Consider the following 24,738-nt stretch of genomic DNA (forward strand, 5'->3'; position numbering starts at 1 on the left):
GCTGTTTCAGCCTATTGTGCTACGCTGCCTAATTGGATAAAGTCGAGCTAAGAGGTTGTTTGAAAAGTGTCTGGCGGTTAAAACCGCGACTACGTAAACAAAGTCCGCCTGCGCGGACTACCGCAGAGTAAGGGTTTTATCACCTGCGTAGGTAGGTTTTGTGCGTGTAGCCGCGACTTCAGTCGCCAATGCTACACGCATCTGGACTTTTAAAACATCCTCTAAGCACGATCGCGCTGCGTTAGCAGTCCCTGAGACGGGCTAAACAGAAGCGCCAGTAGCAGCAACCCAAAACTGATTAACACAATGCAGGGTCCCGACGGCACATTTAAATAATAGCTGGTATACATACCGCTGATACTGGCAACGACACCAATCACTGCACCCAAGCCCATCATTTGATGCAGTTCTTTAACCAGCAAATAGGCAGTTGTTCCTGGTCCAACGAGCATGGCGACAACGAGAACAACACCCACTATTTGCATACTAGCAATAATCGTGAGCGTGACAGCAGCCATTAAACCCAGGTAAAGGCGTTCTGTTGGTAACCCGATCGCCCGTGCTCCCAACGGATCAAAGGTGTAAAACAAAAGCTCCTTGTAAAAAAGCCTCACTAGCAGTAACACCGTTGCAGTAACCAGCGCTGTCTCCACCACATCCTGCCAGGTCACGCCCAAAATATCACCAAACAGGAAGCTATCCAAATCGAGCTTGTTGCGTAAGAGCGTAATCAGCAGTATGCTCAAGCCAAAAAAGCTGCTGGACACGATCGCCATCGCTGCATCGACTTTAATGCGAGTTTGAGAGCGAATCCAGGCAATGACAAAAGCACTGACGATGCCAGAAACAAAGGCACCAATCAAGATATTGATCCGCAGAAAAGAGGCGATCGCCAGTCCTGGTAGCACCGAGTGCGCCATCACGTCCCCTAAAAGCGACATCCGCTGCACAATCAGGTAAGCGCCGATAACAGGGCACAAAATCCCGATCAGAACGCCGACTGCCAGAGCATTTCGCATAAATTCAAAGCCAAGCGGCTCCAGTAGCCAGTTGAGCATGGGGAGGGGAGGGAATGAAGAGAATGGGGGGATGAGGGGCAGGGGAGGCAAAGACAGTGAGGCAATGGAGTTTTGAATTCTTCTGGCTCCTTCTGCTTCCCCTGCTCCTGACTTCTGACTGCTCACTGCTACTTCTAACAAAAGAAGTTGCTTTCTAGTGAATCATGAAAATGCGGCAGCGCGGGTGGAATGCCATAGGCAGTTTGAATATTCTTCTGGGTCATGACTTCTGCGGGTGAGCCATGTGCCACTAGCCGTTGGTTGAGCAAGAGTAGTTGATCATAGTGATCGAGAATGCCACCCCACTCATGGCAGCTTACCAGGAGAGTTTTGCTCTGTGCCTTAAGCTCATCATAAATTTGGAAAATTAACGCTTCAGTTTTTTTATCAACAGCCGCGAGTGGTTCATCTAGCAGCAGCAAATCGGCTTGTTGCGCGATCGCCCGTGCCAGAAAGACCCGCTGTTGCTGTCCCCCAGAAAGCTCTCCAATTGGGCGATCGCGCAAATCTAACAGTTCAACCCGTTTGAGGGCATCTCTAACGATGTCTCGCGATTGACGACTGTGTGAACGAAACCAACCAGCATGAGTCGTTCGCGCCATCATCACCACATGCCAAACTGTGATCGGGTAATCCCAATCGATTTGCGATCGCTGCGGCACGTAAGCAACTCGCTGACGTTGCTGTTTCAGCGGTATACCGTCGTAAAGCACCTGTCCCTCCTGAATCGGGATCAACCCTAGTAGCGCCTTAATCAGTGTGCTTTTGCCTGCTCCATTCGGACCAATCAGCCCTACCAGTGAGCCAACGGGCAGTTTGAAACCGATCGCCTCCAGTGCTTGCAAATGGCGGTAATTGACACTGAGTTGCTGAACCTGTAGCATGACGATTTAGCTGGAATGAGAATCATTTTCATCACCATACTAGAAGTATCATGCGGTGTAAACCTATGCTGAAGCAATGGAACCAAATCGGAGGGTTAACAGCGCTGTCGCTGTTGCTTGGGTTAGGCGGCTGTGTTTCTACACCAACGCCCCTATCTGTAAGCCCATCGGCATCTGCGACCACTAACGCCACAACGACAAGCAGTCCAGTGACGAAAGGCGATCGACCATTGGTTGTAGCGACTAATACTGTTATTTGTGACCTCACCCAGCAAATTGCCGCCGACACAGTGAATCTTAAGTGCCTGATTGATAGGGGTGTTGACGCTCATGAGTACAAACCAAAACCGGATGATAGCAAGGCGATCGAGCAGGCAAAGCTTATCTTTTATGGTGGCTACAACTTTGAGCCTGAGCTGATCCGGTTGATCAAGGCAAGCTCTAATACTGCCCCCAAGATTGCGATCGATGAAGTGGCTGTGCCAAAACCGCAAGAATTTGAAGAAGACGGCAAAACCGAAGCTGATCCCCATGTGTTTCACAATGCTGCAAACGGTGCTCAACTGGCGGCAGTCATCAGCAAGAACTTGACGCAACTGGAACCAAAACAAGCCGCTCTCTACGCTGCTAACAGCAAAAAACTGATCGATGAGTTAACCCAAATCAACACCTGGATTAAAGCTGAAATTGCTACCATCCCATCGGCGCAACGGAAACTAGTGACAACTCATGATGCCTTTGGCTACTATGCCAGAGCATATGGCATTCCTGTCATTGGCGCTTTACAAGGTGTTAGCACTGACGAAAAAGCCACGCCAACGCGAGTCAAGGAACTGGTAAAAGCAATTCAAACAGCGCAAGTGCCAACCATTTTTGCCGAGGTAAGCATTAATCCGAAGCTGATTGAATCGGTGGCAAAAGAAGCGCGTGTCAGGGTTGCCGATCGCACACTGTTTACGGATGGACTGGGCGAGAAAGGCAGCGAGGGTGATACTTACCAGAAGATGTTGCTTGCAAACACAGAGGTTATCGTTGAGGGCTTGGGCGGCAAATACACACCGTTTCAGGCAAAGTAATACCAATTCTATAAAATCGCCCTACAGATTCGTTCTTGCTGCTGACCGCTGACCGCTAGCCGAAGCTTGCATGTGTAGCCGCAGTTTAGTGAAATGGTACAACCGGAGGAGTATCTCACGTTTTGCCCTTATTCTTTGTGTGCCGTAACTTGCCTTTGTAGAGTAGACCTAAAGCTCTCTTCTACAAAGGCAATGCTTCAAATTGAATCGGTATAGCTCCAATGATGACTCCTAGCCCCATAAGCCGATTCGCTTCGCGCTACAATCACCAAAGAGTTGAGGCTGAGCGCCCAGTTGGTGGCTTGTACAGATATAGCTGACAGATATAGCTGACCATTGATTAGCTACTTGCACGCTGATAACCAACTACTGAAACGGTCTGCCAACGCACTAAACCTATCACCTAAAGGAGATCTATTCGTGTTTCTTGATGAACTAACCCCCGTCTGGAAAGAGCTTTCGCAACAGCCTGTTGCGTTTCTAGGTGGCTTCTTATCGGGGCTGTTTCGCCTCAACCTTTCAGAAGACCCCGTTAAAAGCTGGCTTGATCAGCAGTCAGATAGTGTTTATCCCTCGGCAATGGGTACCCACAATGGCAATAGTGGTGCACCCAAGTCAATTTCGATCGATTAAGACACTCAAGGCTCTTTGCTCACAATGATCCGTTGGAAGTGGTATAAGTTGAGCCTCACAGGTATCAGACTTTTCAGAATGAGGTGGGAGGGGTGTGCTATCACCGGATTGATGGTTCTGTACGAACCCTTTAATCCTCCACTCGCTCACTCACCGCCCATGACTATTTATGTTGGCAACTTGTCCTATCAAGCAACCCCTGACGATCTCACGGAAGTCTTCGCTGAATACGGTACAGTGAGGCGCATTTCATTACCAACCGATCGCGAAACGGGACGTATGCGCGGGTTTGCCTTTGTGGAGCTTGCTGAGGATGCTCAAGAAGATGCGGCGATCGCGGCTTTGGACGGTGCCGAATGGATGGGTCGTCAGCTTAAGGTAAATAAGGCAAAACCCCGCGAAGAGGCTCGTAGCGCTACGCGATAAGATTGAGTGCGATCGTCAACGATCAAACACTGAGTTATTCAGTGTGGTCAGAGGCGCTTGCATACACAAAGTTTTGTCACGTCTTAACCGTCAAACTTGTCCTATCTGTGGCAATCTGTAGAGACAGGGACAACTCATCCTGTCTTGCTGACAAGTTTTACGCACAGTATATGCAAACTCTGCCCAGTCCTACTGCCTCCACGGCTCCTACAGTCGTCTCTACTGACACATCGATTCAGCGTCGCAAAACGCGTTCAGTGCCCGTCGGCAGCATTACGATCGGTGGGAATCACCCCGTTGCCGTCCAGTCCATGATCAATGAAGACACCCTGGATGTTGAGGGGTCAGTCGCGGCAATTCGCCGTCTCCACGAAATCGGTTGCGAGATTGTGCGCGTGACCGTCCCCAGCATGGCGCACTCTAAGGCAATGGAGGAGATTCAGCGTCGTCTGCTTGCAACGTATCAACCTGTGCCACTGGTTGCGGACGTGCACCACAATGGGCTGAAGATTGCGTTAGAAGCTGCCAAGCACGTTGATAATGTGCGGATTAATCCCGGTTTGTATGTGTTTGAGAAGCCGAAGAGCGATCGTACTGAGTATACCCAAACCGAATTTGACGACATTGGCGAGAAGATCCGCGAAACGCTAAAACCTCTCGTCATCTCACTCCGCGACCAGAACAAATCCATGCGGATTGGAGTAAATCATGGCTCTCTAGCAGAACGGATGATGTTTACCTACGGCGACACGCCCGAAGGTATGGTCGAGTCGGCGCTGGAGTTCATCCGCATCTGCGAATCCCTTGACTATTACCATTTAGAACTCTCGCTCAAGGCATCCAGAGTACCTGTCATGCTTGCCGCTAATCGTCTCATGGTCAAGCGCATGGACGAGCTAGGTATGGCTTACCCCTTACACCTGGGCGTAACCGAAGCAGGTGACGGTGAATATGGTCGCATCAAGTCCACTGCTGGCATTGGTACGCTGCTGGCAGAAGGGATCGGCGATACCATTCGCGTGTCTCTCACCGAAGCACCCGAAAAAGAAATTCCCGTCTGCTACGGCATTCTGCAAGCGCTTGGACTCCGCCGCACGATGGTGGAGTATGTCGCCTGCCCCTCTTGTGGACGCACCCTTTTCAATCTTGAAGAAGTGCTGCATAAGGTACGTGAAGCCACCAGTCACCTGACAGGCTTGAACATTGCCGTGATGGGCTGCATCGTCAACGGTCCCGGTGAAATGGCAGACGCAGATTACGGCTATGTGGGCAAGCAAGCAGGCTGGATTTCTCTCTATCGTGGACGCGATGAGATTAAGAAGGTACCCGAAGCGCAAGGTGTTGAAGAATTAATTAATTTAATCAAGTCAGACGATCGCTGGGTTGATCCGTAGGGTATGGGGTGTGGGGTTGAGTAGCAGTGCGCTAATGTTGTACTGATAGGAGTGATCACTTGCCAACACGTGCACAAGCAGAAGCAGCCATGTTTGTCTGTCAACTGCTTTCTAATCTGTTTCAACCCATCAACGTTTTTCGGTATGACCAGAGGGCTAAGACAATCTACATTCAAGGTGGATTAAGCGACAACATCTCACTTGTGATTCGATCAGATGGAAATTGGGACTTTGTTATATGACTCAAGATCTGAATCAACTGACTAACGCTGAACTTAAGCAGTACATCTCAGAGCATCGGAACAACGATGAAGCGTTTCACGAAGCGTTGCAGGTTTTAATGAGCCGCCGTGATCCAAATGCTCCCTGGTATCCTTACCCCTACGACATGGCTGATCCTGAGCGCGAAGTTGAGGCGATTTTCAGGGAGAGAATTAGCCAGATTGAGCGGGATCAGTCAGCAGATTAACCGCGCCTTGCGTCATAGCACGATCGCTACTTCAGATCTAACAAGCCTTCTTCTTTCAGCTTAGGGTTGAAGCGAATGTCAACCTGAACGCCGCGAACTTTCAGCACCTCAAGGATAGCTGCCTCCGCTCGACGAGCCACTTGCTTAAGGACTTTCATTTGGGTGAGTTCATCGATCGCCCCCGCATAACTAGCCTGCTCCTCCGGTGTCATTTGCAGCTTGGCATCGATCGCCTGCGTCCACTTGCCTTCATCCGCACCATTTCCTGCTGGCACCGAGCCATTCTCGCTAATCCAGGCTGTTCGGATTTCCTCTAGGATCGTGCGACTAGGGCGATCGATCGTCTGCACCTTCAACCCATAACACTGCTCCGGTTGGCGCACTAAATGCTGCTTGAGGCTTAAATACACATCCCGCGAATAGCCAATGTATTGCAGCGTTTGCTGTTGATCAAAAATGGCATACACACCGACTTTGCCCTGAAATTGTTCTGGCAGTTGACCGCGATCGTCGATATAGGAAAAGAACTCTAGACTGGAGAGCGTAGGGGTTTCGGGCATATTGGAAAGGATAAAGGATGAAAGATTAATTTTTAGCCTTTAGCCTTTCGATAGATCGCACAAAGCCGACTGGGCTTGAAAATCTTCGCCTTAAACATAAAGTTGGGCGGCACGTTGATAATCACGTAATCGGCGGTATTTTGGAATTTCTCGAACTCGGCTGGCATCCCTTTCGGAGTTGCGGCACTATAAGGAACAGGTTGAAACAACAGTTCTGTAAAGATAACCGCTTGAGACTGTGCCTGTTGAGCCACCTGCTGAAGAAAGGTATCACTTTTAAGCAACTCAAACAACACCGCTTTAGCGTCTGGGTCAAGGGTGAAACTACTGTCAAAATGATCGATAATTTTGAGCATCATTGTAAAGCAAAGCCAAGGCTTAAATTTCTAAGATCGTATCGTTTAATAGGCTCTTTAAGTTGAGAAGAGCTATTAGCTAGTTATCCGCAAAACCCTCCGCAACTTCAAATCTCCCTCACGAGGGTGGCGGGCTATTGACTTCTGGGATTGCTTGTCCTAACCGAGGCTCACAGCCAGTCAGCAAGCGTTGGATGTTGGCGCGGTGGCGGAGGATCACGTAAACTCCGCCTAAAAGACCAAACAGGATGTAAGGCAAAGGCTGATGTGTGAGGAGCATGAAGCCAGAAACAGCGATCGCCCCTGCAATGGAACTCAGCGACACAATTCTTGTCACTGCCAGCATCATGGCGAACACTGCCAAAGTGCCTAGACCAACCACCCAACTGATCGCCAGCAACACTCCCAAACTTGTTGCAACCGATTTGCCTCCAGCAAAGCCAAGAAAGACTGATTTGCTGTGACCCAATAACGCTGCCATGCCAGCTAAAGTCACGATCCAAGGCAGCCAGATAGTCGCATCGATCGACGGTATCAGAGCGTGGGCATCGGCAAAGGTATAGAACGATCGGACAGCCGCGATCGCCACTGCCCCTTTCAAAATATCGACCAATAGCACCACGAGAGCTGGAACGTTACCCACTGTCCGCAATACATTCGTAGCACCCGTCGAGCCAGAGCCGTGCGCCCGAATGTCAATGCCTTTCAGGAGTCGTCCCGCCCAATACCCCGGCGGAACCGAGCCAAGCAGGTATGCCCCAATGAGCAGCAGTCCATTCAAGGCAAGCCAGAGTGTCATTGCTTGGTTTCCTTAATCCGTAATGGCAGAGCTAGTCATTCGCGGCGATCGCACTAAAAACTAATCCCTAACAACTTTAATACGAATAGGTTGCCGCTTGAGGGTTTGGTGCGAACGCCAGCCAGAGCGAAAATTGCAGTAGCGACAGACTAATATCCTCTTCTGTTTCATCAATAATGATGAGCGGCATTAGCCCGTCTTTCATCAAGCGATCGGCTTTTTGCGCCAGTGGCATGGGGTCTTCAAACAAACCAACGCCGCGCTCTGGACCAAACTCACTGCGGGTGATACCGAGACAGTCTTGCAAACCACGCCGCCATTCACCTAACCGTTCAGGAGATTGAGCAAGGACAAGAGCACGCAAGCGATCGCCATACAGCGTATGCAAAATCGAGATCGTCGCCGAGGCAATCAGAATATTTTGCAAGCGGCTGCCCATCGTTCGCACAGCGCCCCGTCCACCCTGAGTAAAAAACCAGTTTGAGACGCGTTCAGCATGAATCGGCTCAAACGTCCGGCGCAACTGCCACGCAGAACCGTAATAGTCTGGTCGATTGCGGTATTGATCCAGCAGATTGCGAATTTTTTTCGTCTGCTCTTGAAAACTCTGTTCAGCAAACTGCGGCGTTGTCGCCGACTGGGATGTTCGGTCTTCTTTCGGAGTCGTTCGATCGATACTTTGCGCCATTGCTTTTCCAGGCTGCGGTAGATCCAGTTGTTCCGCAGCTAGTGCTAAGTCCTGTAAACTACCAACCAGGTAGTCCTTAAAGCTCTGCACACGGATCGCTAAATCCTGTGAAACGCCTGAAAATGTCGTTCGCATCTCACTACGAATCCGTTCTTGACGACGCTCTAGCTGCTCGACACTAATTTGCAGTGATTGCTTTCGTTGTTCTAGCTCTTTCAGTCCTTCCTGCACAAGCCGCCCCATCGCTGCTTGTGCGGCTGCCGTTTCTTCCTGTAGACGCGCCTGTGATGCTTGCAAAGCAGCAATCTCTCGTCTTAGCGTTTGTTCTCGACGCTGGAGATCTGCGACCCGTTGACCAACTTCGGTGACAGTAGCTGACGTGCCAGTGACGATCGATGGCAATGCCTGCTCAGTTTCAACCCGTTCCAGCAGCGGTATTCTTTCTTCTTCTATCAGTGCCTGTGCCGATGCCTCCTGTATTCCTAAAGGCTCCGTAGCAGTAAGATCAGTCACTGCTTCCCGTTCAGGTTCATCAGCAGTGGATTCGGACTGGCGTGTGTCTGCTGCCGCAGCGATCGGTAATTCGTCTGAGTTCATAGTCAATGCAAATTCAAGTTGTTGGTCGTTATAGCTAGAACGCGCTGGAGCCTAACATCTACCAACTCACAACTGGCGCTTAGGAAATACGAGGGCAATGAGCATCCAGGCAAGTCTGTAGCGCTTTGGGATCAAAGAGGACTGGCAAAAAGTGGATGCTGTTAACTTCTTTGAAATAAAAGAGGACTGGAATAGGTAGCCAAAAAATACGCCAGTTCTGCCAGTCATGATAAGGAAAACGCCGGATTAGCGTCTGTCCGCGCTCAATATCAAGCGCTGTTTCCGTAAAGCAAAGGCGTAAGGTCGCTGCTTGAAACAGCAAAAACAAACCAAACAACGCCGTCACTAGACTGACCCAAACTTGTATGAATAGCAAGGGGGCTGCTAAGGACACTAGCGCGATCGGCAAATTGTAGCTGGGCGATAGCACAGTCGCCTGGCTTGAAGCAGTCGTTGTGGTCACAGACATTACTCCTGAGATTCAGATCTAAACAAGCCTCTGTTTCCATTCTATGCTGAGCGGCTCAATGCCGGAACCTTAACTCCTAGTTAGGCATAGCTCGGCATGAGCATCGAATGTTAGCTGTCGGAGCTATAGGGGAACTATAGTCTTCTAGCGCTCTATCAAGCGTTCTCTCAAAGTGCTATGAGCATGACAGGCTGTCAGACCAATAGCAGCGACCGTAATGACAAGGTCACTTGTAAAGCTATGATCGCCTTCCTGTGCGTTTTCTTACCGTCAGAGATCCAGTTAATAAAGCTTGAGTAAAATTACTGTTTAGTTCACCACAAACAATTGTGGTCTGTCGAAACTCAGAGTAGCCTGAATATTATGTGTGCATGACAAATACGCAAAGAGTGTTTAGTTGGCAGCTAAGCTAAGCAAAATTTTAACTTTAATGAAGTTTTTCTCTTGGCTGCATTAAGTTATGCGAACTTCAATTCCTAGCCAATCTCTTGCTAAAAATTACTGCAAAAATTCTCAATCCACGGCATTACGAATGAGTAAACAATCCACGGTTTCACAAGTTTGAGTATTCAAGTTCAGATCGTGATAAATATCACATTTTCAGCCTTATGTGCCTGCATAGTATGGCTTCTCCTCGTATCGAAGACAGCAGCCTTAACCAGATTCAGCTCAAACTCACCCTAAGCACTGCTGCATATTCACTTTTGGAAGGCTACAGTAATAGCAACCAAGCTGATACTACGCATCGAAAATGGTGGAAGCATAATCATTTCTTACCCATTTGATAATCTTGCTTGATTACCTTTCCGCAAGTTTCAGTATTCAAGCTGTTATAAAGATTTGTGCAGCAGGCTTGATACCATTGAACGAGACCTGAATACTCCTTCTTAACCTAAGGAGTGACCAGCGATCGCTCTTACTAGAGGTTTTACAAAGAGATACTGCCTTTGACTCAACCGCTCACATGGTTACCAAAAACTCATGCTCGTTCATGGCAATCTCTCTAGCAAAGACAGTCGTCGATTCGCTCCACAGCTTCAGGATGATGTGACCATACCATCTTGCCAGTGTTCGTCCTGACCACAGCGCGATCGTTGCATGTATGCAGCAGTAACTCAGTTTTCGTCGATGTCGTCCAAGTAGGAATTTACTAAATCTTAACGTTAAGGCTGGACTATGGTTAAAGACTATTTTGTTGGGCGGAAGGTTCTCATTACCGGAGGCATGGGCTTTATTGGGAGCAATTTGGCACGGCGGTTGGTTGGGCTAGGAGCAGAGGTTCAGATTGTCGATAGCCTCATTCCAGAGTATGGGGGGAATCTATTTAACGTTGCTGACATTCAAGACAAAGTTAAGGTCAACATCTCGGATGTGCGGGACGAGTACAGCATGCGTTACCTAGTCCGAGAAATGGACTACCTGTTCAACTTGGCAGGTCAGACAAGCCACTTGGACTCAATGAATGATCCATTTACTGATCTGGAAATTAACTGCCGCGCCCAGCTTTCAATTTTAGAAGCTTGTCGTAAATACAACCCAGCGATTCGCATTGTCTTCACCAGTACCCGCCAACTCTACGGTAAACCAGACTACCTGCCTGTAGATGAAAAGCATTTACTCCGTCCAGTAGACGTGAATGGTATCAACAAAATGGCAGGCGAGTGGTATCACATTCTTTACAACAATGTCTATGGCATCCGCGCTAGTGCCTTGCGCCTTACAAACACCTATGGTCCTGGTATGCGGATTAAGGATGCCCGTCAAACGTTTTTAGGAATCTGGATTCGGCTGTTAGTTGAAGGCAAACCCTTCGAGGTGTGGGGAGGGGAGCAATTGCGCGACTACACCTATGTGGATGATGTGGTTGATGCACTGCTAATGACCGCTATGAGTCGTGATGCGGAAGGCAAAATCTTTAATTTGGGTGGCGATCGGGTTGTCAGTCTACGGGATACAGCCAAAACGTTAATCGAGGCAAACGGCGGTGGGGAATTTGTCATTCGAGAGTTTCCACCCGAGCGAAAGCGAATTGATATTGGCGATTATTACAGCGATGACAGCTTGATTCGGTCGATCATCGGGTGGAAACCCCAAGTTTTTCTGCAGGATGGTTTGGCAAAAACATTGCGGTTTTATCGAGAAAATCTGGAGCACTATTTATGACCAAGGATGTTATGACCAAAGATGAGCAAACGATGATCTTGCAAACCAATCCAAAGGCAAGCTATCTAGCGAACAAGGCTGAAATCGATGCTGCTATTCAGCGTGTGCTAGACAGTGGTTTCTATATTCTTGGGCAGGAAGTTGAAGCCTTTGAGCAGGAGTTTGCGGCTTACATCGGTATCAATCATGCCATTGGAGTGGCTAATGGAACAGATGCGCTAGAGGTGGGACTGCGAGCCTGCGGAGTTGGTTCTGGTGATGTTGTGATTACGGTGTCTCATACGGCAGTGGCAACTGTGGCAGCGATCGAGCTAGTGGGTGCTACACCGCTCATGGTTGATATTGACCCGATCAGTTTCACAATGGATGTACGTTGCCTGGAAGCAGCAATCGCCTCCGTGCAAAGCAACCCAGCGATGGGACAACTGAAAGCCATCATTCCTGTGCATATCTATGGGCACCCAGCTAATATGCCAGCTATTATGGCGCTTGCCGATCGCCACGGACTCTATGTGATTGAGGATTGCGCTCAAGCACACGGGGCAATGCTAAACGATCGCAAAGTCGGCACGTGGGGGCATCTGGCAGCCTTTAGCCTCTATCCCACTAAAAACCTGGGCGCGTTAGGCGATGCTGGCATTGTGGTTACCAATGATGCCAAACTGGCTGAGGAGATGGCTGTGCAGCGGCAGTATGGCTGGCGGCAGCGGTACATCAGCGATGTGGCTGGTATGAACTCCCGGTTAGATCCTATACAGGCTGCTATTTTGCGGGTCAAACTACGTCGTCTCGATTGGGAAAACTCCCAACGCCAGTGGGTTGCGGCTGAGTACACCCGTCAGCTTTCAGGTCTGCCGCTACAGTTGCCTCAATTGCAAGGCGATGTCGCTCATGTTTATCACCAGTATGTTTTGCGGGTGAGCGATCGTGACAGTCTCCAGCAGTGCTTGCGCGAACATCAAATCGGCACTGGCATCCATTATCCAGTACCCGTTCACCAGCAACCAGCCTACCAATCACGGCTTTCTAATGATTACCGTAGGCTACCGACTACAGAGCAATGCAGCCAAGAGATTCTCAGCCTGCCCATGCATCCCTACTTGACGATTGAAGAGGTGCAACGAGTGGTTGAAAGGGTGACGGACTGGTGTCAAAAACCGAGCCAGACAACCATTGTGTCTAGCTCCAGGGTAAGTGCCAGAGTTTAATAATGTTCGTCATCAAATCCAGTTTTGTGAAACGCTTGGAAACAAGGAAAGTAAGTGAATGAAAGTGATTGTTGCTGCCGAAAATGCATCCATGAAAATGAGTGGAGAAGCGGCTCTGGCTCTCTACTACTTCGATCGTCTGCATGAGCGTCGTGTCGATGCTTGGCTGGTCTGCCATGAGCGCGTTCGTGAGGAGTTGCGCGAGCGTTACCCGGATGACAACGTGTTTCAAAGAATTCACTTTGTGAAGGATACTTGGCTGCAAGCGCTGATTCATGCCTCTGGCGGTTTGGTACCGTTCCAAATCCAGGATCGAATTTTAGGGCAAGTGATTCATCTGCTAACACAGTCTAAGGTGCGACCGGTTGTTAAGCGGTTGGTGAAAGAATTTAACATTCAACTCGTCTTTGAACCTGCGCCGATTTCGCCCAAAACACCCAGCTACATGTATGGTGTTGGCGTACCCGTTGTCATTGGTCCGATGTGTGGCGGCATGGAATTCCCGCCAGCATTTCAGCACCTAGAGTCATCATTCAATCGGCTCTCAAACCAAGTTGGACGTGCCATATCCGATCTTCTGAACCGCTTGATCCCTGGCAAACTCCGGGCAGATATTCTACTGGTCGCTAATGACCGTACAGCCAAAGCGTTGCCGTGGGGGTACCAGGGAAAAGTCTATGAAGTGGTTGAAAGTGGAGTAGATTTATCGATCTGGAAGCCGACAGAGCGCCAAGCATCGAAACCTGGCGAACCGACCCGCTTTATCTACATGGCACGGTTTGTCGATCAAAAAGGGATTCCTTACCTGATAGAAGCGTTCAAGCAGGTGGCAGAAACTACCAACTCTGTACTGGAACTGATTGGTAGTGGCGAACTGTTAGAAGCAACAAAAGCTCAGGTGGCAGCGTTGAAAATTGAGGATCGGGTCAACTTTCACGGTTGGATGGCGCTTGATGCAGCTGCAAAACTGATTCATGAGTGCGATGTATACATGGTTCCCGCCATCCGTGACTGTGGTGGCTGTGCAATGCTGGAGGCTATGGCGATCGGAATGCCTGTGATTGCGGCTAACTGGGCAGGTCCAGGACAATACGCCGATCCAAGCTGTGGCATTTTGGTGGATTTGGAGACGAAGGAAGCGTTCGTGGATGGTCTAGCAGCGGCTATGATCCGGTTAGCAGAATCACCAGAATTGCGTGAGCAAATGGGTGAAGCTAGCAAGCAGCGAGTGAGGACTAATTACCTCGACTGGGACGCTAAAGTGGATCGAGTTGTTGAGGTGTTTGAAGAGGCGATCGCTCAATGGCAGATTGAGTCAATACCGGAAGTGACTGAAGAAGTAACACAGTCTGTTATGTTGCATTAGGTTGAGTAACCTAAGTTTGGATGGAAACCACAGATGCCGATTCAGGATCGCTAAGCAGCGAATGCTTTTGGGGCTAGTGGCAATCATCTATTCTGAACATTAAATGGGTTAGAAGATTGACTAGTCTACGATGGCGAGAAAGCTCAGTTTGAAAGGGTTTGGGTGAGTCAATTGCCTTCTCAATCAGCGCTCATTTTTTAACAACACCGTATCCACGCCGAGCCTGCTGTAAAGCAATCATAATCGTTATGCAGTAGGCTCAAGCACAACGATCGTGCTCAACAACGAATTGAATGAGCTGGAAGCAATTGCTGGTGCTAAGAACGTTCAAAGCCCTGACAGACGTGATTAACAGGGCAGAAGAGATTCTCTAAACTGGACATAAAACTGCTTGGATCACTGAATTTAGTCACCTAGCTTATGCTCAGTCCTTTCCTCATCGAACTCAGATTAATGTGAGGTTAACAGCTACTCAGCGGGTTTCATCGACCTACAGGTTCTGTGCTGGTGGCGCAGGCTACCGAAGCAGGACTAATAATTGGTTGCTCAGCCTGTCCTTGCTGTGCTGTTTTAGATTCACACAAAATGGTATCTATCCTTGAATTACCCGCGCTGTCTTGGGCTACTGCTGCCATGCCAACGTACGATCGCAGGTTGGCACTTAGCGTTTTAGCATCGTGAACAGCGTATTGAGTACCGGCACTATCCAGATGAATCGAGTAGCTATAGTTTGGACTGTTGTGGAGAGTAACGCCCAACTCGTTGACGCTCTCAGCAAACCGGGCATGTTCTAGTATGTATCTTTGCTGAGCCCGGTTGAGCGTGCCGAGGTACATCTTCGCCTCAACTTGCTTTGCTTTACTTGCCTGGTTGAGAAAAGATGGCAAGGCAAGCGCTGCCAAGATCCCACTAATTACCAACACGATCGTCACCTCAAGTAGGGTAAAGCCCTGATCGGGTTCCCGCAGAGAATGACGCAGCAGCCACGCTTCTTGACCAGTCTTCACAGAAAACAGCTCCTGTCGAATCTCTAGGTGGATGCGTTAAGTGTTTTCCATGGTTGCGATCGATCAACCCACGAAAAATCAGACTCTTTAGCTTGATTCAAATCAAGCCAGAGGCGATCGCAACCATTGATCAACCCACAAGCGTCAACCAAACCTTTCAATCCTTTTTACAGCCTTGACCGTAAAAACCAGGACGATTTTGTAAATTTAATCAGCAAAACTACGGAGACATCTCAACCTGCCTACAAATCATACTCAGTAAGCTACGGAGCGCTGAGGTTCAAGAAACGAGATGATTGAAAGGGTTTTAGGTATCCCCTAGCCTTCTAACCCGTTTGAAGTTGCTCCAGTCTGTTTTAAGTCCTGGCATTTGGCAGCAGCAGCATTGTAGGCTGCCAGGTAGTCTTTGCCGCCCAGCATCAAATCGCCGTAATACTCGTACGGTGACGCACCATAGATGGGCAAGGGGTCATCTTCGGGGTAGTCTTCCTTCGCTTCCTCGATCGCCGCTTTGAGTTGCTTTACAGTCAGCCGATGCGCCGGAAAGTAGTGGAGGGCTTCAGCCGATCGATTGAGATGAGGCAGCGTTGGGTCAATCATGCGATCGCTCAATTCAATCCAGCTATGCTCAAGGGGCTTGTAAGGCTGACCAGTCATCGCTAGAAAGCCCTGTACATAGGTTGCACCTGTAGTGTCTAGAGCAGCACGATACGCGTTGTCAAAGGGCGCTTTAGCTTTGCTCTTAAGGCGAGTAGCAAGTTCGATCGACTGCTCAACATTCAACGGTTTGTTCATAGCGATCGCTGTGAGTTCACGGTTCTAACCACTGCTCTCAACAATAGCGCCACTTTCATTTCTGTCACAAGTGTAGACAGCTTAAGCAACCATGTGATATGTTTATGGGGTGTGAGGAGTACGAATCAAAAAGCCTCTGGAGTCGAAACAAGGAAAGACGCCCAGGGGCTTTTTGCTGTCTATCAGCTTTTCTGTTTACAGGGCATTAAGAACAAGCAGGCATTGAGAGTGAGAAGACATTGAGAATAAGACCTCAATCCTTTAGGCTAGGGTGGTATATCGAATCTTTGGAGGTTCCAGATGCCTAAGCCAAAGACAAACGTGGTTAAAACAAACGTAGTTAAGGTTGATGCGGGCACACTCCTCTTAATTGTGTCTGCGCTGATTCTCTTACCACTTTTGATCACTGGTTTTCTCTCTCAATAAGCTATTGCCCCCTACAGCCGTGACTACCTATTTCCGCCCTAGCATCAACGCGATGACTGGCTATGTTCCCGGTGAACAGCCAAAGCTTGACGCAACCATCATCAAGCTGAACACAAACGAAAACCCTTATCCCCCCTCACCAGAGGCGATCGCTGCACTTCAAACGCTCTCTGGTGAGTCGTTGCGGCGCTATCCTGACCCCTACGCTAGCGAGTTTCGGCAAGCCGTGAGTGCGGCGTTGAGTGTGCCAATGGATTGGGTGATTGTGGGTAACGGTAGTGATGATGTCCTCAATGTCATTATTCGTACCTGCGCCGAAACGAACCGAAGTGTCGTGTATCCTGTGCCAACCTATGTGCTTTATCGCACATTGACTGAGATGCAGCCAGCAGCAACGATCGAGATTCCCTACGGAGAAGACTACTGTTTGCCGATCGCGGAACTGATTGCTGCCAACGGTGCAGTCACGTTCGTTGCGTCGCCAAATAGCCCTTCTGGGCATGTAGTTCCCATTGACGCGTTACGTCAACTGGCAGCAGCGTTGACAGGAGTGTTGGTCGTTGACGAGGCGTACGTCGATTTTGCAGAAGAAACTGCGCTACCTCTGGTACAAGAATTTGACAATGTGATTGTGACCCGTACGTTGTCCAAAGGATACTCGTTGGCAGGGTTACGACTTGGCTTCGGTATCGCCAACCCAACCCTCCTAAGCGGTTTGTTTAAGGTCAAAGACAGCTACAACATTGACGCGATCGCCTCCTTAGTGGGTGCCGCAGCTATGCGCGATCAGGACTATAAAAATGCTTGCGCTGCGAAAGTAAAGGTGTCGCGAGCCAAACTAGCGATCGACCTTAAACAACTAGGCTTTCGCCTGTGGGATTCGCAAGCCAACTTTCTGCTGACGCAACCACCCAAAAGTAATGCTGAGCAAATCTATCTCGCTTTAAAGGAGCGTGGCATTTTGGTGCGTTACTTTAAACAAGTTGGTTTAAGTGACAAGCTGAGAATTACGGTTGGTACCGATGAGCAAAATCAATCGCTGCTTGAGGCATTGCTACACCTAGTGTAGCGATCGCGCTTTCAAAATACTTGCCATACAGCTCAGGTGATTGTTGGGGAAAAGTACCAACGATAGAATGGGCAAAGCCTCGCGTGCCCGATCACTACCATCAATGGCGAATCTCAAGATTCAGGACGTACTGTCCAAGCTGCATTTTTGCTGTCCACAGTTCATACTCAACCCGTAGAAACGTGGGGAGTGGGTGAGTTTCTAGCTTGAGGTTACGGGTGAAGTTACGCAGTTGGAATTGCCCATTTTGCAGCCCACTTTCGTCATGTAGCCAGTAGCGGCTCAGCCCATACAGCCCTCGCCGCCAAACATGCCGATAGCTAAACCGCCCCTGTCCTTGCATCGTCAGTATCACTTGATAGGGCGAAAAGTCGAGCCACAGTAAGCGCGGCGTTGTGATGGGAGGTGCTGTTGCTACGTCTTGACTGCTCATAAACAAATCACGATCGCGTACAGGTGGTTCCGTCATTAACAGATGAAACTGCTCCTGATCTTTCTGATAGAGTGTGCCAACCGTCTCAATGCCTGACCAGACAGGCAAATCTGTTGAAGTGAGCAAGAGGCAGACAGGTCTGCGGTGATGGGTCTGCATAAAAGACGGTACGATCGCTAACGAAATGCCCATCTAGCCTAGCTGATCCCCATGCCGCTGAACGTGATTTCTCTGAATGCTGCTGAAAGCCACCACGATCTCATTATTGCGCCACCACCAACAGGATTGGCGCTCAGAGGGCGCACTCGAGTACCAGGAGATAAATCGATTTCCCATCGAGCCTTAATGTTGGGTGCTTTAGCAGACGGAGAAACGACGATCGCCGGACTGTTATTAGGTGAAGATCCCCACAGCACTGCTAACTGCTTTCGTGCAATGGGTGCAGAAATTTCAACCTTGAACACTAAACAAGTAACGGTTCGGGGTATTGGTCTGGGGCAACTGCTGGAACCAGCAGACGTGCTCAATGCAGGTAACTCCGGCACAACGCTACGGCTGATGCTGGGTTTGCTGGCATCTCATACTGGACGCTTTTTCACCGTCACAGGGGATCAATCGCTACGATCGCGCCCCATGTCGCGTGTTGTACAGCCGTTACGGCAAATGGGCGCAGAAATTTGGGGACGACAAAGCGCAACGCTTGCGCCCCTGGCAGTACAGGGCAAAACCCTACGACCATTTCACTACCACTCGCCGATCGCCTCTGCACAAGTCAAATCTTGCCTTTTACTCGCAGGTCTCATGACCGACGGCAAAACAACCGTCACTGAACCAGCCCTATCGCGGGATCACAGTGAACGGATGCTCAAAGCGTTTGGGGCTGAGCTGACGGTCGATCCGGAGACCTGTAGCGTCACCGTGACCGGACCAACCAGGCTCAAAGGGCAATCAGTAATTGTGCCTGGAGACATTAGTTCTGCCGCGTTTTGGCTCGTTGCGGGCGCGATCGTTCCTGGTGCCGATATCACGATTGAAAATGTCGGTGTGAATCCCACTCGCGTTGGTGTGCTGGAAGCCTTAACCCTCATGGGTGCAGACATCACTCAGGAAAACCAGCGCCTGGTTGCCGGAGAACCCGTTGCTGATCTCCATGTACGGTATGCAGGTAGCGGCGATCGCTCCCCACTCTACGCCTGCACCCTCGCTGGCGACCTCATTCCTCGCTTAATCGATGAAATCCCAGTCCTGGCAGTCGCTGCCACTGTTGCCAAAGGAACAACGATTATTCAAGATGCGGCAGAACTGCGCGTCAAGGAAAGCGATCGCATCGCTGTGACAGCGCACCAACTCAACCAAATGGGCGCACGCATCACAGAGCGACCCGATGGAATGGAGATTATTGGCGGCACACCGTTAAGCGGAACCGACGTAGACAGCTACACCGATCACCGCATTGCCATGAGTCTGGCGATCGCGGCACTCATCGCTACGGGTACTACAACGATTCATCGCGCCGAAGCCGTAGCCGTCTCTTATCCAGATTTCGTTGCGACCCTGCAGCAACTCTGCACAGCCAGCAAACCTGAGTAGCAGGCTGTCCCACCAGCTCACAGTGGATGCAACCGGGAGCAGAGTCGTACTAACAAGCTGCTTTCTAGGCTGGGTCTAGATCAAGTTTGAGCAAATTGGCAACTGTACACAGTTGTTCAAACAGCGAGATCGTAGCAATCAATTCCAACTGCTCTCCTTCTTCTAAACCAGTATCTTCCAGGGCTTGTTTGGTTTGATGGTGTAGTCGCTGCCAGTTGCTCTTATTGAGCGCTCCAGAAGCCGTTCGGCTGGCGATCGCTATAGCTGCAAACTTAAGCACAGCAAGCGTGGCGTGGCTGACCGCCGCCGCATCATAGTGACCCTGCACGATAGCAATCAGGGTCTGTTGTTCAACGTGTTGCTGTACTAAACGCTGTATCAGCACCATGCGGATATGGTCGCAGTGAGTCACCGTTGCAACCACTAGCCCTACCATTTCCTTGAGCACTCTAGGTAGATCGCCTTCCAGTACCAGCGCGTGAAACTGCCCCCAAAGGTGTGTTAGTAAAACTGGCTGCGATTGCAGTAGCTCAAAAACTTGCGGTACTGTGCCAGTGCCAAATTCCTGCTTAATCTGCTCCAGCGTCTGCCGATGCAGAGAGTCGGTTAAGGAAGACGTTGCCCGAAGTTGCATTGGTTGGCTCCTTTCGCCATAGACATTGATGGCAAGTAGGTAATAGAGCCGTAGGTGATCGCCGTCTCAGTGCAGGTATGCAGCCCAATCTTTTTGCCTCTGTTCGAGTCCATCGAATTTAGAGAGCAAAAATCAGCAGTGATTTGCTCAGAAGAACGAGCTGCAAGGCTAACAAATCATTAGGAGAGACGACGCACCCACGTGTGGTGCACATAATTACCAGTTTGTTGTTCATTCACTTCTTCAGTGCTGAGGAAGCAGCCAGTGCAGTGGGGGCTTAACTGTCGTAGCTTAAGAATTCGTGTGACAAGTTGTTTAAGGGGGGCAAAAGATTGAGGGGCAAATTACAGCTTTGATGCTGATGATCTCATATTGAACTGGTATTGCTCGATCATGCTTTGACAAAAATTCTTATGAAACTAGAACTCCTTAAATGTGGTGATGCTAGAACTAACTGCCAAAAACAACAGTTTGAAGTAAAAACTGCAATTGCTTGAGAGCAAAATTCAACTTTGATCAGGCGCTTTCAGCGAAGGTATTGGCGACCGGTCAATGGTTTAGACAATCAAATAGCTGTTCAACCATTACGCTCACCTGATACACAAAGGTGTAAAACCCTGTCCTTCAGTGCTTAGAAAACAAAGAGACGGTCAAGAGAAAACGAGAGTCAGCTCAAGAGACGAGTGTAAAGATAATGTACTTTTATCGTTCAGATAGACCTAGTTCCTTTGTAACTCAATCAGAATGTTGCTCGTAAAGCCACATCGTTGCTGTCATTTAAACTTCATTTTGGGGCAATGAAATGACAAGCGAAGATGAAGCTTAATCCAGTAGTCGATGAAGAGCTAACAGATTAGAGACAGACCATGAAGGTGTACGCCAATAGTACCCAAAGCATTGATTGAGGTACCGTTGCACCAATGACCTTCTAGAAATTTAATTTTTTCTTTAGAAATTAGAGGATGTTTTAAAAGTCCTTCTGTTAGTAGCAAAAAGCTAGATCCCCCTCAATCCCCCTTAAAAAGGGGGAGTTCAAGGCTATTTCCCCCCTTTTTAAGGGGGGATAGGGGGGATCGCTGAGTGTCTAACATCACAGACTATACCTTTTCAAACACCCTCTTAGTCTTGGTAGGCGTAGCGATTTTCACTTGTTTTGCGGATGCTATTTGTCCGATGATACAACCGGACAGTTGCTTGATAGGGGTGGTTGCGTGACGACAGTAACGCTTTGGTAGCCTGCTGTGGTTAGTAGTTGCGTGACGACTAGCTTGGCGCGATCGTTGGCTTTTTCAAGCACACCATCGGTACAGGCGGCTTCGACAATTTTTTTGAGGGCTTCTTGCTGTGCCAGCGCTTGCAGTTCAGGAGCGACATCTGGTCCAAGTCCAAAGCTGCCCCGGTTGTAGTCATAGACTTTAGAGCGACTGACATCAATTTTGCGATCGAGCAGTTGGGGGGGTGGCAACTGAATCTGCATACTGCTATCGGTTACTTGCACATTGGTAGGGGTGAGGCTCTGTAAATCAACGCCTGCCCTCACTTCGCCGTAAGCGATGTAAAGCAGCTTTGTGGTGCCAATCACAAAACCATTGAACGTAGCATCTTGGCTAGTGGGCACAACTGCCTGCATAGTAAAAACAGCCGTAGTTAGTTCGCTCACGCCTCGAACCTGCTGCACCACAACCGATTGGATATCTACTTTAGGTGCTGGCTGCGCTGGCTGAAAAAGATTCTGCACGATCGAGAAGGCACGATCGCCCAAACGCCAACTTCCAACCCCAACGACTAGCGCGGCGACTGCAACCCCTCCTGTCAGCATCCAGCCCATGCTGCGGAAGAAATAGCCTTTACTGTGGGATGCATTGCGATCGTCATAGCCCATAGGTCATTTCCCCGCCAATTTTTAGTTCAATTGTACTACTATTTGCAAGCCAGCTTTGCTGCTCTCAAATCTGTGTGTTGATTGTCTTTTCTCACTGTCATCATCACAGGTATTGTTTTAGTGTTGCTTGTTGCGCTCTTTCTTGTTGCGCTCTTTATAGAGAAAGCTTGCTTGATGCTAGGGCTTGCTGATCAGAGCGTTATCTCACTGAAGCCATTGTGACCCAATTCACAATGAAGCGATAGACGGTGAACCTATTCGTTGGCGTAAAGGATTGAACCTATGATGCGATTTCGTTGGCTTGTGAGATTTGCGATCGCGGCGGCGCTCATTGCCACCCTTCATCAACCATCGTCTGCCCAGACTAGAACGCGGAGTGGCGTGCTTCTACTCAATCAGGTGCGAGAGCTGTCTACGCGATCGACGACGCTTTCTGGCGGCAAATTGGCAGATCTACAAACAGACCCTAATTTTACAGAGGGTGCTTTTGATACGATCGTGAGCGACGCAGCGACAATTCTCGATAACTACACCGTTGTAAGGCGAGGTGGTTATTTCCCTGAAAATCGAGGCATTCCACGTGAGCGGCAGTTGACAGTGATTGAGGCTGTGTATCGCATCTACAGTTTGCCCAGTGGTAATGAACTCTTTCTGTACCGCACTCCCACAGAAAATACGTCTGAATACTTCATCCGCAAGAAAAGCTGACGTGGAAAGCAAGCGGCAAAAAAGGAACGTCTGTTTGTTAGAAGAGCGACTTTTTGCAATGAAACTTTTGCAATGAGACTAATCTAATACCGATGGTCATCGCTCACTGTCCAACACAAAAAGACAGATGGTTACGACTTTCTTCACGACTCACAGCGATACAGTTGGTAAGGAATACCACGTCGGTAAAAGCGATCGCGATCGACCGTGCAGCCGATCGCGCCGCTTGCATGACCCAATGACAGGGTGGGTGGATAATCGGTTCGCTTCAGACCGGGTGCGATCATCCACAGGCTCAGTGGAGCGCTCAACGGCTGTTTGAGCGCGGCTAGATTTTGCCAGACTTGAGCATAGGATGGTGCAGTTTGGAGGCGATCGCTGGTGCCTGCCGAATCCGCCTTGGCAGGGCGCACTCTTGGTATGAAGGCAAACTGATGGGACTCGTCGGCGCGATCGTCCGTATCGTGTAGTGCCAAGGCGATGCTAAGACCCAGTGCCACGTCTTGCAAATCACCGTATGCCATGCCCATTACAAGCGGCGCATCTGATTCTAAACGCACCTGGCTAGCAATCTGATCAGGCTGATACGGTTTGAGAAACACCAGGTTTGAAACGACCAGCGTACTGCTAAGCACGCCCACAAACAGTACGATCCAGGTAAGATGCCGAGCCAGGAATGGATGGGGAGCAGCGTGAAGCATCTGTATGTCGCCGCTGCCTTTTTTCCTTGTCTGACTCGGTTGTGCCAGACATGCACCCAACAACGCACAGACCGCTGGAAAGTAAAGGAAGTTGTATCGAGGTACCGAGGTAATATCTTTGCCAAGAATATAAACGATCGCCAAAAATTCCAGCACGACACACAGCACAAACATCACCAGCATCCGTGTCGGCAGGTGCGTTTCGGGGTTGCTCCAAAGCTGCCCGAAGCGGCTAGAGAGCTGCCATAGCAACCAGGCAGTAAAGACGATCATTAAAAGCACCATGACGATCGCCAGCCAAAGGGGCTGATTTTCGACCGGTAGCGCGATCGCCATGAGAATCCAACCCATGGGGAACTGATACAGCGGTGCGATCGTATCCATCCAGTCTGGCTCAAAGGGCTTCATCCAGTTGGTTTCAGGACGATTGATATGGCTCAAAAACGTTGGCAACCAGGGGATGTAGGTGAGGCAAACACCCGTAGTGGCAAGAGTAACGGCAATGAGCGCACGCGCTGGCTGTAGACGGTAGGCATTAGGATGTAGCGTCGGCAAAGACTTGAAGGTCAGAACGTTGACCAAGAGCGTGGCGACCTGAGCGCAAAATGCCAGGAGGAAAAAGTAGTGAATGTAAAACCCAAGGCTGTTGACAACCATCCAGCCCAGCCAGATGCCAGGACGAAACTGTCGTTGATATAAGTCTGTTTGCACCTGATACAATCCCGTCAGTGCCAGAATCACCAGCAGCATCGGTAAGGTGTAGTGACGGGCTTCTTGAGAGAGGTACACGGCAAAGGGCGATACTGCCATCACCATCGCGCCTGTCAAACCTGCTGCGGGTGAAAAGGCAAGGCGGTTGAGCTGATAAAGTGCGACGATCGCCACCACCCCAATCAAGGCAGGCAGTGCTCGTAGCTTCCAGAGCCACGATAGCGGCACGGCATTTACCCAACGCAGCCAATCGTGCATCCAGCAGAAAAACAGCGGTGGATGTACCGATTGACTGGCGATCGTTTGAGCAATTTGGGCACAGCTTGTTTCTGCCTTGAGGGTAAAGATCTGCTCTAATGCCGACAGCGAAAACGCCTCGTTCAATGGCACTTCATAGTAATTGCGACCCAAACTAAACAGCGCTGTAATCACTTCATCCAGCCAAATGGGTTTCAAGTCCAAATGCCAGAACCGCAGGAGCGCGCCAAGAAGTACGATCGCGGCTAGAGTCAGGTAAGGTCGAGCTTTCATGGCGTTTTACACTTACACCCAGATCATTTACTGTAGTTCACTCGTCAGCCTCTGTGGGAATAACACGCTTGTTTCCCTACGTTCTTTCAACGGGTTGAGGGTGCT

The 24,738-nt window shown here is 49.6% G+C and carries 25 protein-coding genes; 12 read left to right on the top strand and 13 right to left on the bottom strand.

Annotation, left to right across the window (positions count from 1 at the left end; translation table 11 throughout):
- Positions 1-221: 221 nt before the first annotated feature.
- Both AC5JO6_RS04560 and AC5JO6_RS04565 read right to left on the bottom strand, forming a co-directional pair.
- Positions 222-1,058, bottom strand: coding sequence for a metal ABC transporter permease (locus tag AC5JO6_RS04560; RefSeq protein ID WP_496079862.1), 837 nt, complete (start codon positions 1,056-1,058; stop codon positions 222-224).
- A gap of 134 nt (positions 1,059-1,192) precedes the next feature.
- Positions 1,193-1,942: a metal ABC transporter ATP-binding protein gene (locus AC5JO6_RS04565; protein ID WP_496079863.1), complete on the bottom strand. Its 750-nt coding sequence runs from the start codon at positions 1,940-1,942 to the stop codon at positions 1,193-1,195.
- A 65-nt stretch (positions 1,943-2,007) separates the two neighbouring features.
- Between AC5JO6_RS04565 and AC5JO6_RS04570 the strand changes: the two genes are divergently transcribed.
- The 6 genes from AC5JO6_RS04570 to AC5JO6_RS04595 all read left to right on the top strand — a co-directional run bounded on the left by AC5JO6_RS04570 (position 2,008) and on the right by AC5JO6_RS04595 (position 5,940).
- A complete protein-coding gene (locus AC5JO6_RS04570; RefSeq protein WP_496079864.1) occupies positions 2,008-3,018 on the top strand; it encodes a metal ABC transporter solute-binding protein, Zn/Mn family in 1,011 nt (336 codons plus the stop codon).
- A gap of 420 nt (positions 3,019-3,438) precedes the next feature.
- Positions 3,439-3,651, top strand: coding sequence for a ssl0294 family protein (locus AC5JO6_RS04575; protein ID WP_496079865.1), 213 nt, complete (start codon positions 3,439-3,441; stop codon positions 3,649-3,651).
- A gap of 159 nt (positions 3,652-3,810) precedes the next feature.
- Entirely contained in the window at positions 3,811-4,077 is a 267-nt protein-coding gene (rbp, locus tag AC5JO6_RS04580) for an RNA-binding regulator (protein ID WP_496079866.1), read from the top strand.
- A 170-nt stretch (positions 4,078-4,247) separates the two neighbouring features.
- The gene (gene ispG / locus AC5JO6_RS04585; protein ID WP_496079867.1) at positions 4,248-5,471 is read left to right on the top strand and encodes a (E)-4-hydroxy-3-methylbut-2-enyl-diphosphate synthase; all 1,224 of its coding nucleotides are present in this window, start codon (positions 4,248-4,250) and stop codon (positions 5,469-5,471) included.
- A 59-nt stretch (positions 5,472-5,530) separates the two neighbouring features.
- A complete protein-coding gene (locus AC5JO6_RS04590) occupies positions 5,531-5,713 on the top strand; it encodes a DUF6888 family protein (RefSeq protein ID WP_496079868.1) in 183 nt (60 codons plus the stop codon).
- A complete protein-coding gene (locus AC5JO6_RS04595) occupies positions 5,710-5,940 on the top strand; it encodes a DUF6887 family protein (RefSeq protein WP_496079869.1) in 231 nt (76 codons plus the stop codon). The genes AC5JO6_RS04590 and AC5JO6_RS04595 overlap by 4 nt, the downstream gene beginning before the upstream one ends.
- Before the next feature lie 26 nt (positions 5,941-5,966).
- On the opposite strand, the gene AC5JO6_RS04600 is transcribed toward AC5JO6_RS04595, so the two are convergent.
- The 5 genes from AC5JO6_RS04600 to AC5JO6_RS04620 all read right to left on the bottom strand — a co-directional run bounded on the left by AC5JO6_RS04600 (position 5,967) and on the right by AC5JO6_RS04620 (position 9,409).
- Positions 5,967-6,500, bottom strand: coding sequence for a GIY-YIG nuclease family protein (locus AC5JO6_RS04600; RefSeq protein ID WP_496079870.1), 534 nt, complete (start codon positions 6,498-6,500; stop codon positions 5,967-5,969).
- A 32-nt stretch (positions 6,501-6,532) separates the two neighbouring features.
- Positions 6,533-6,859, bottom strand: coding sequence for a hypothetical protein (locus AC5JO6_RS04605; RefSeq protein WP_496079871.1), 327 nt, complete (start codon positions 6,857-6,859; stop codon positions 6,533-6,535).
- A 115-nt stretch (positions 6,860-6,974) separates the two neighbouring features.
- Positions 6,975-7,655 (bottom strand): glycerol-3-phosphate 1-O-acyltransferase PlsY, encoded by a 681-nt coding sequence (gene plsY, locus AC5JO6_RS04610; RefSeq protein WP_496079872.1) that lies wholly within the window; start codon positions 7,653-7,655, stop codon positions 6,975-6,977.
- 76 nt (positions 7,656-7,731) lie between these two features.
- A complete protein-coding gene (locus AC5JO6_RS04615; protein WP_496079873.1) occupies positions 7,732-8,940 on the bottom strand; it encodes a DUF3086 domain-containing protein in 1,209 nt (402 codons plus the stop codon).
- Positions 8,941-9,019: 79 nt separating this feature from the next.
- Positions 9,020-9,409 carry a DUF3119 family protein gene (locus AC5JO6_RS04620; RefSeq protein ID WP_496079874.1) on the bottom strand — a complete coding sequence of 130 codons (390 nt, stop codon included), beginning with the start codon at positions 9,407-9,409 and terminating at the stop codon, positions 9,020-9,022.
- Positions 9,410-10,585: 1,176 nt separating this feature from the next.
- Here AC5JO6_RS04620 and AC5JO6_RS04625 point away from each other — a divergent pair.
- Genes AC5JO6_RS04625 through AC5JO6_RS04635 form a run of 3 tightly spaced genes read left to right on the top strand, consistent with a single transcriptional unit; the run spans position 10,586 to position 14,146 of the window.
- The gene (locus tag AC5JO6_RS04625) at positions 10,586-11,572 is read left to right on the top strand and encodes an NAD-dependent epimerase/dehydratase family protein (protein WP_496079875.1); all 987 of its coding nucleotides are present in this window, start codon (positions 10,586-10,588) and stop codon (positions 11,570-11,572) included.
- Positions 11,569-12,780 (top strand): DegT/DnrJ/EryC1/StrS family aminotransferase, encoded by a 1,212-nt coding sequence (locus tag AC5JO6_RS04630; protein WP_496079876.1) that lies wholly within the window; start codon positions 11,569-11,571, stop codon positions 12,778-12,780. Before AC5JO6_RS04625 ends, AC5JO6_RS04630 begins: the two co-directional genes overlap by 4 nt.
- A 58-nt stretch (positions 12,781-12,838) precedes the next feature.
- Complete coding sequence (locus tag AC5JO6_RS04635; RefSeq protein WP_496079877.1) at positions 12,839-14,146, top strand: glycosyltransferase family 4 protein; 1,308 nt, start codon at positions 12,839-12,841, stop codon at positions 14,144-14,146.
- Positions 14,147-14,628: 482 nt separating this feature from the next.
- On the opposite strand, the gene AC5JO6_RS04640 is transcribed toward AC5JO6_RS04635, so the two are convergent.
- Together AC5JO6_RS04640 and AC5JO6_RS04645 are read right to left on the bottom strand one after the other, a co-directional pair.
- The gene (locus AC5JO6_RS04640) at positions 14,629-15,153 is read right to left on the bottom strand and encodes a type IV pilin-like G/H family protein (protein WP_496079878.1); all 525 of its coding nucleotides are present in this window, start codon (positions 15,151-15,153) and stop codon (positions 14,629-14,631) included.
- Between the two features lie 318 nt (positions 15,154-15,471).
- Positions 15,472-15,948, bottom strand: coding sequence for a hypothetical protein (locus AC5JO6_RS04645; RefSeq protein ID WP_496079879.1), 477 nt, complete (start codon positions 15,946-15,948; stop codon positions 15,472-15,474).
- A 445-nt stretch (positions 15,949-16,393) separates the two neighbouring features.
- Between AC5JO6_RS04645 and hisC the strand changes: the two genes are divergently transcribed.
- Positions 16,394-17,443, top strand: coding sequence for a histidinol-phosphate transaminase (hisC, locus tag AC5JO6_RS04650; RefSeq protein WP_496079880.1), 1,050 nt, complete (start codon positions 16,394-16,396; stop codon positions 17,441-17,443).
- A gap of 100 nt (positions 17,444-17,543) precedes the next feature.
- Here hisC and AC5JO6_RS04655 read toward each other — a convergent pair whose 3' ends face one another.
- On the bottom strand, positions 17,544-18,035 hold the full coding sequence (locus AC5JO6_RS04655; protein ID WP_496079959.1) for a hypothetical protein: 492 nt from the start codon (positions 18,033-18,035) through the stop codon (positions 17,544-17,546).
- 51 nt (positions 18,036-18,086) lie between these two features.
- Here AC5JO6_RS04655 and aroA point away from each other — a divergent pair, with 51 nt between their 5' ends.
- The gene (gene aroA / locus AC5JO6_RS04660) at positions 18,087-19,466 is read left to right on the top strand and encodes a 3-phosphoshikimate 1-carboxyvinyltransferase (protein ID WP_496079881.1); all 1,380 of its coding nucleotides are present in this window, start codon (positions 18,087-18,089) and stop codon (positions 19,464-19,466) included.
- A gap of 64 nt (positions 19,467-19,530) precedes the next feature.
- Here aroA and AC5JO6_RS04665 read toward each other — a convergent pair whose 3' ends face one another.
- A complete protein-coding gene (locus AC5JO6_RS04665; protein WP_496079882.1) occupies positions 19,531-20,100 on the bottom strand; it encodes a carboxymuconolactone decarboxylase family protein in 570 nt (189 codons plus the stop codon).
- A gap of 1,162 nt (positions 20,101-21,262) precedes the next feature.
- A complete protein-coding gene (locus tag AC5JO6_RS04670) occupies positions 21,263-21,982 on the bottom strand; it encodes a DUF4230 domain-containing protein (RefSeq protein WP_496079883.1) in 720 nt (239 codons plus the stop codon).
- A gap of 282 nt (positions 21,983-22,264) precedes the next feature.
- Between AC5JO6_RS04670 and AC5JO6_RS04675 the strand changes: the two genes are divergently transcribed.
- Positions 22,265-22,690, top strand: coding sequence for a hypothetical protein (locus AC5JO6_RS04675; protein WP_496079884.1), 426 nt, complete (start codon positions 22,265-22,267; stop codon positions 22,688-22,690).
- Between the two features lie 143 nt (positions 22,691-22,833).
- Here the strand turns inward: AC5JO6_RS04675 and AC5JO6_RS04680 are convergent, their stop codons facing one another.
- Complete coding sequence (locus AC5JO6_RS04680) at positions 22,834-24,633, bottom strand: glycosyltransferase family 39 protein (RefSeq protein ID WP_496079885.1); 1,800 nt, start codon at positions 24,631-24,633, stop codon at positions 22,834-22,836.
- Positions 24,634-24,738: the final 105 nt, after the last annotated feature.

This window comes from Tildeniella sp., from assembly GCF_059505325.1.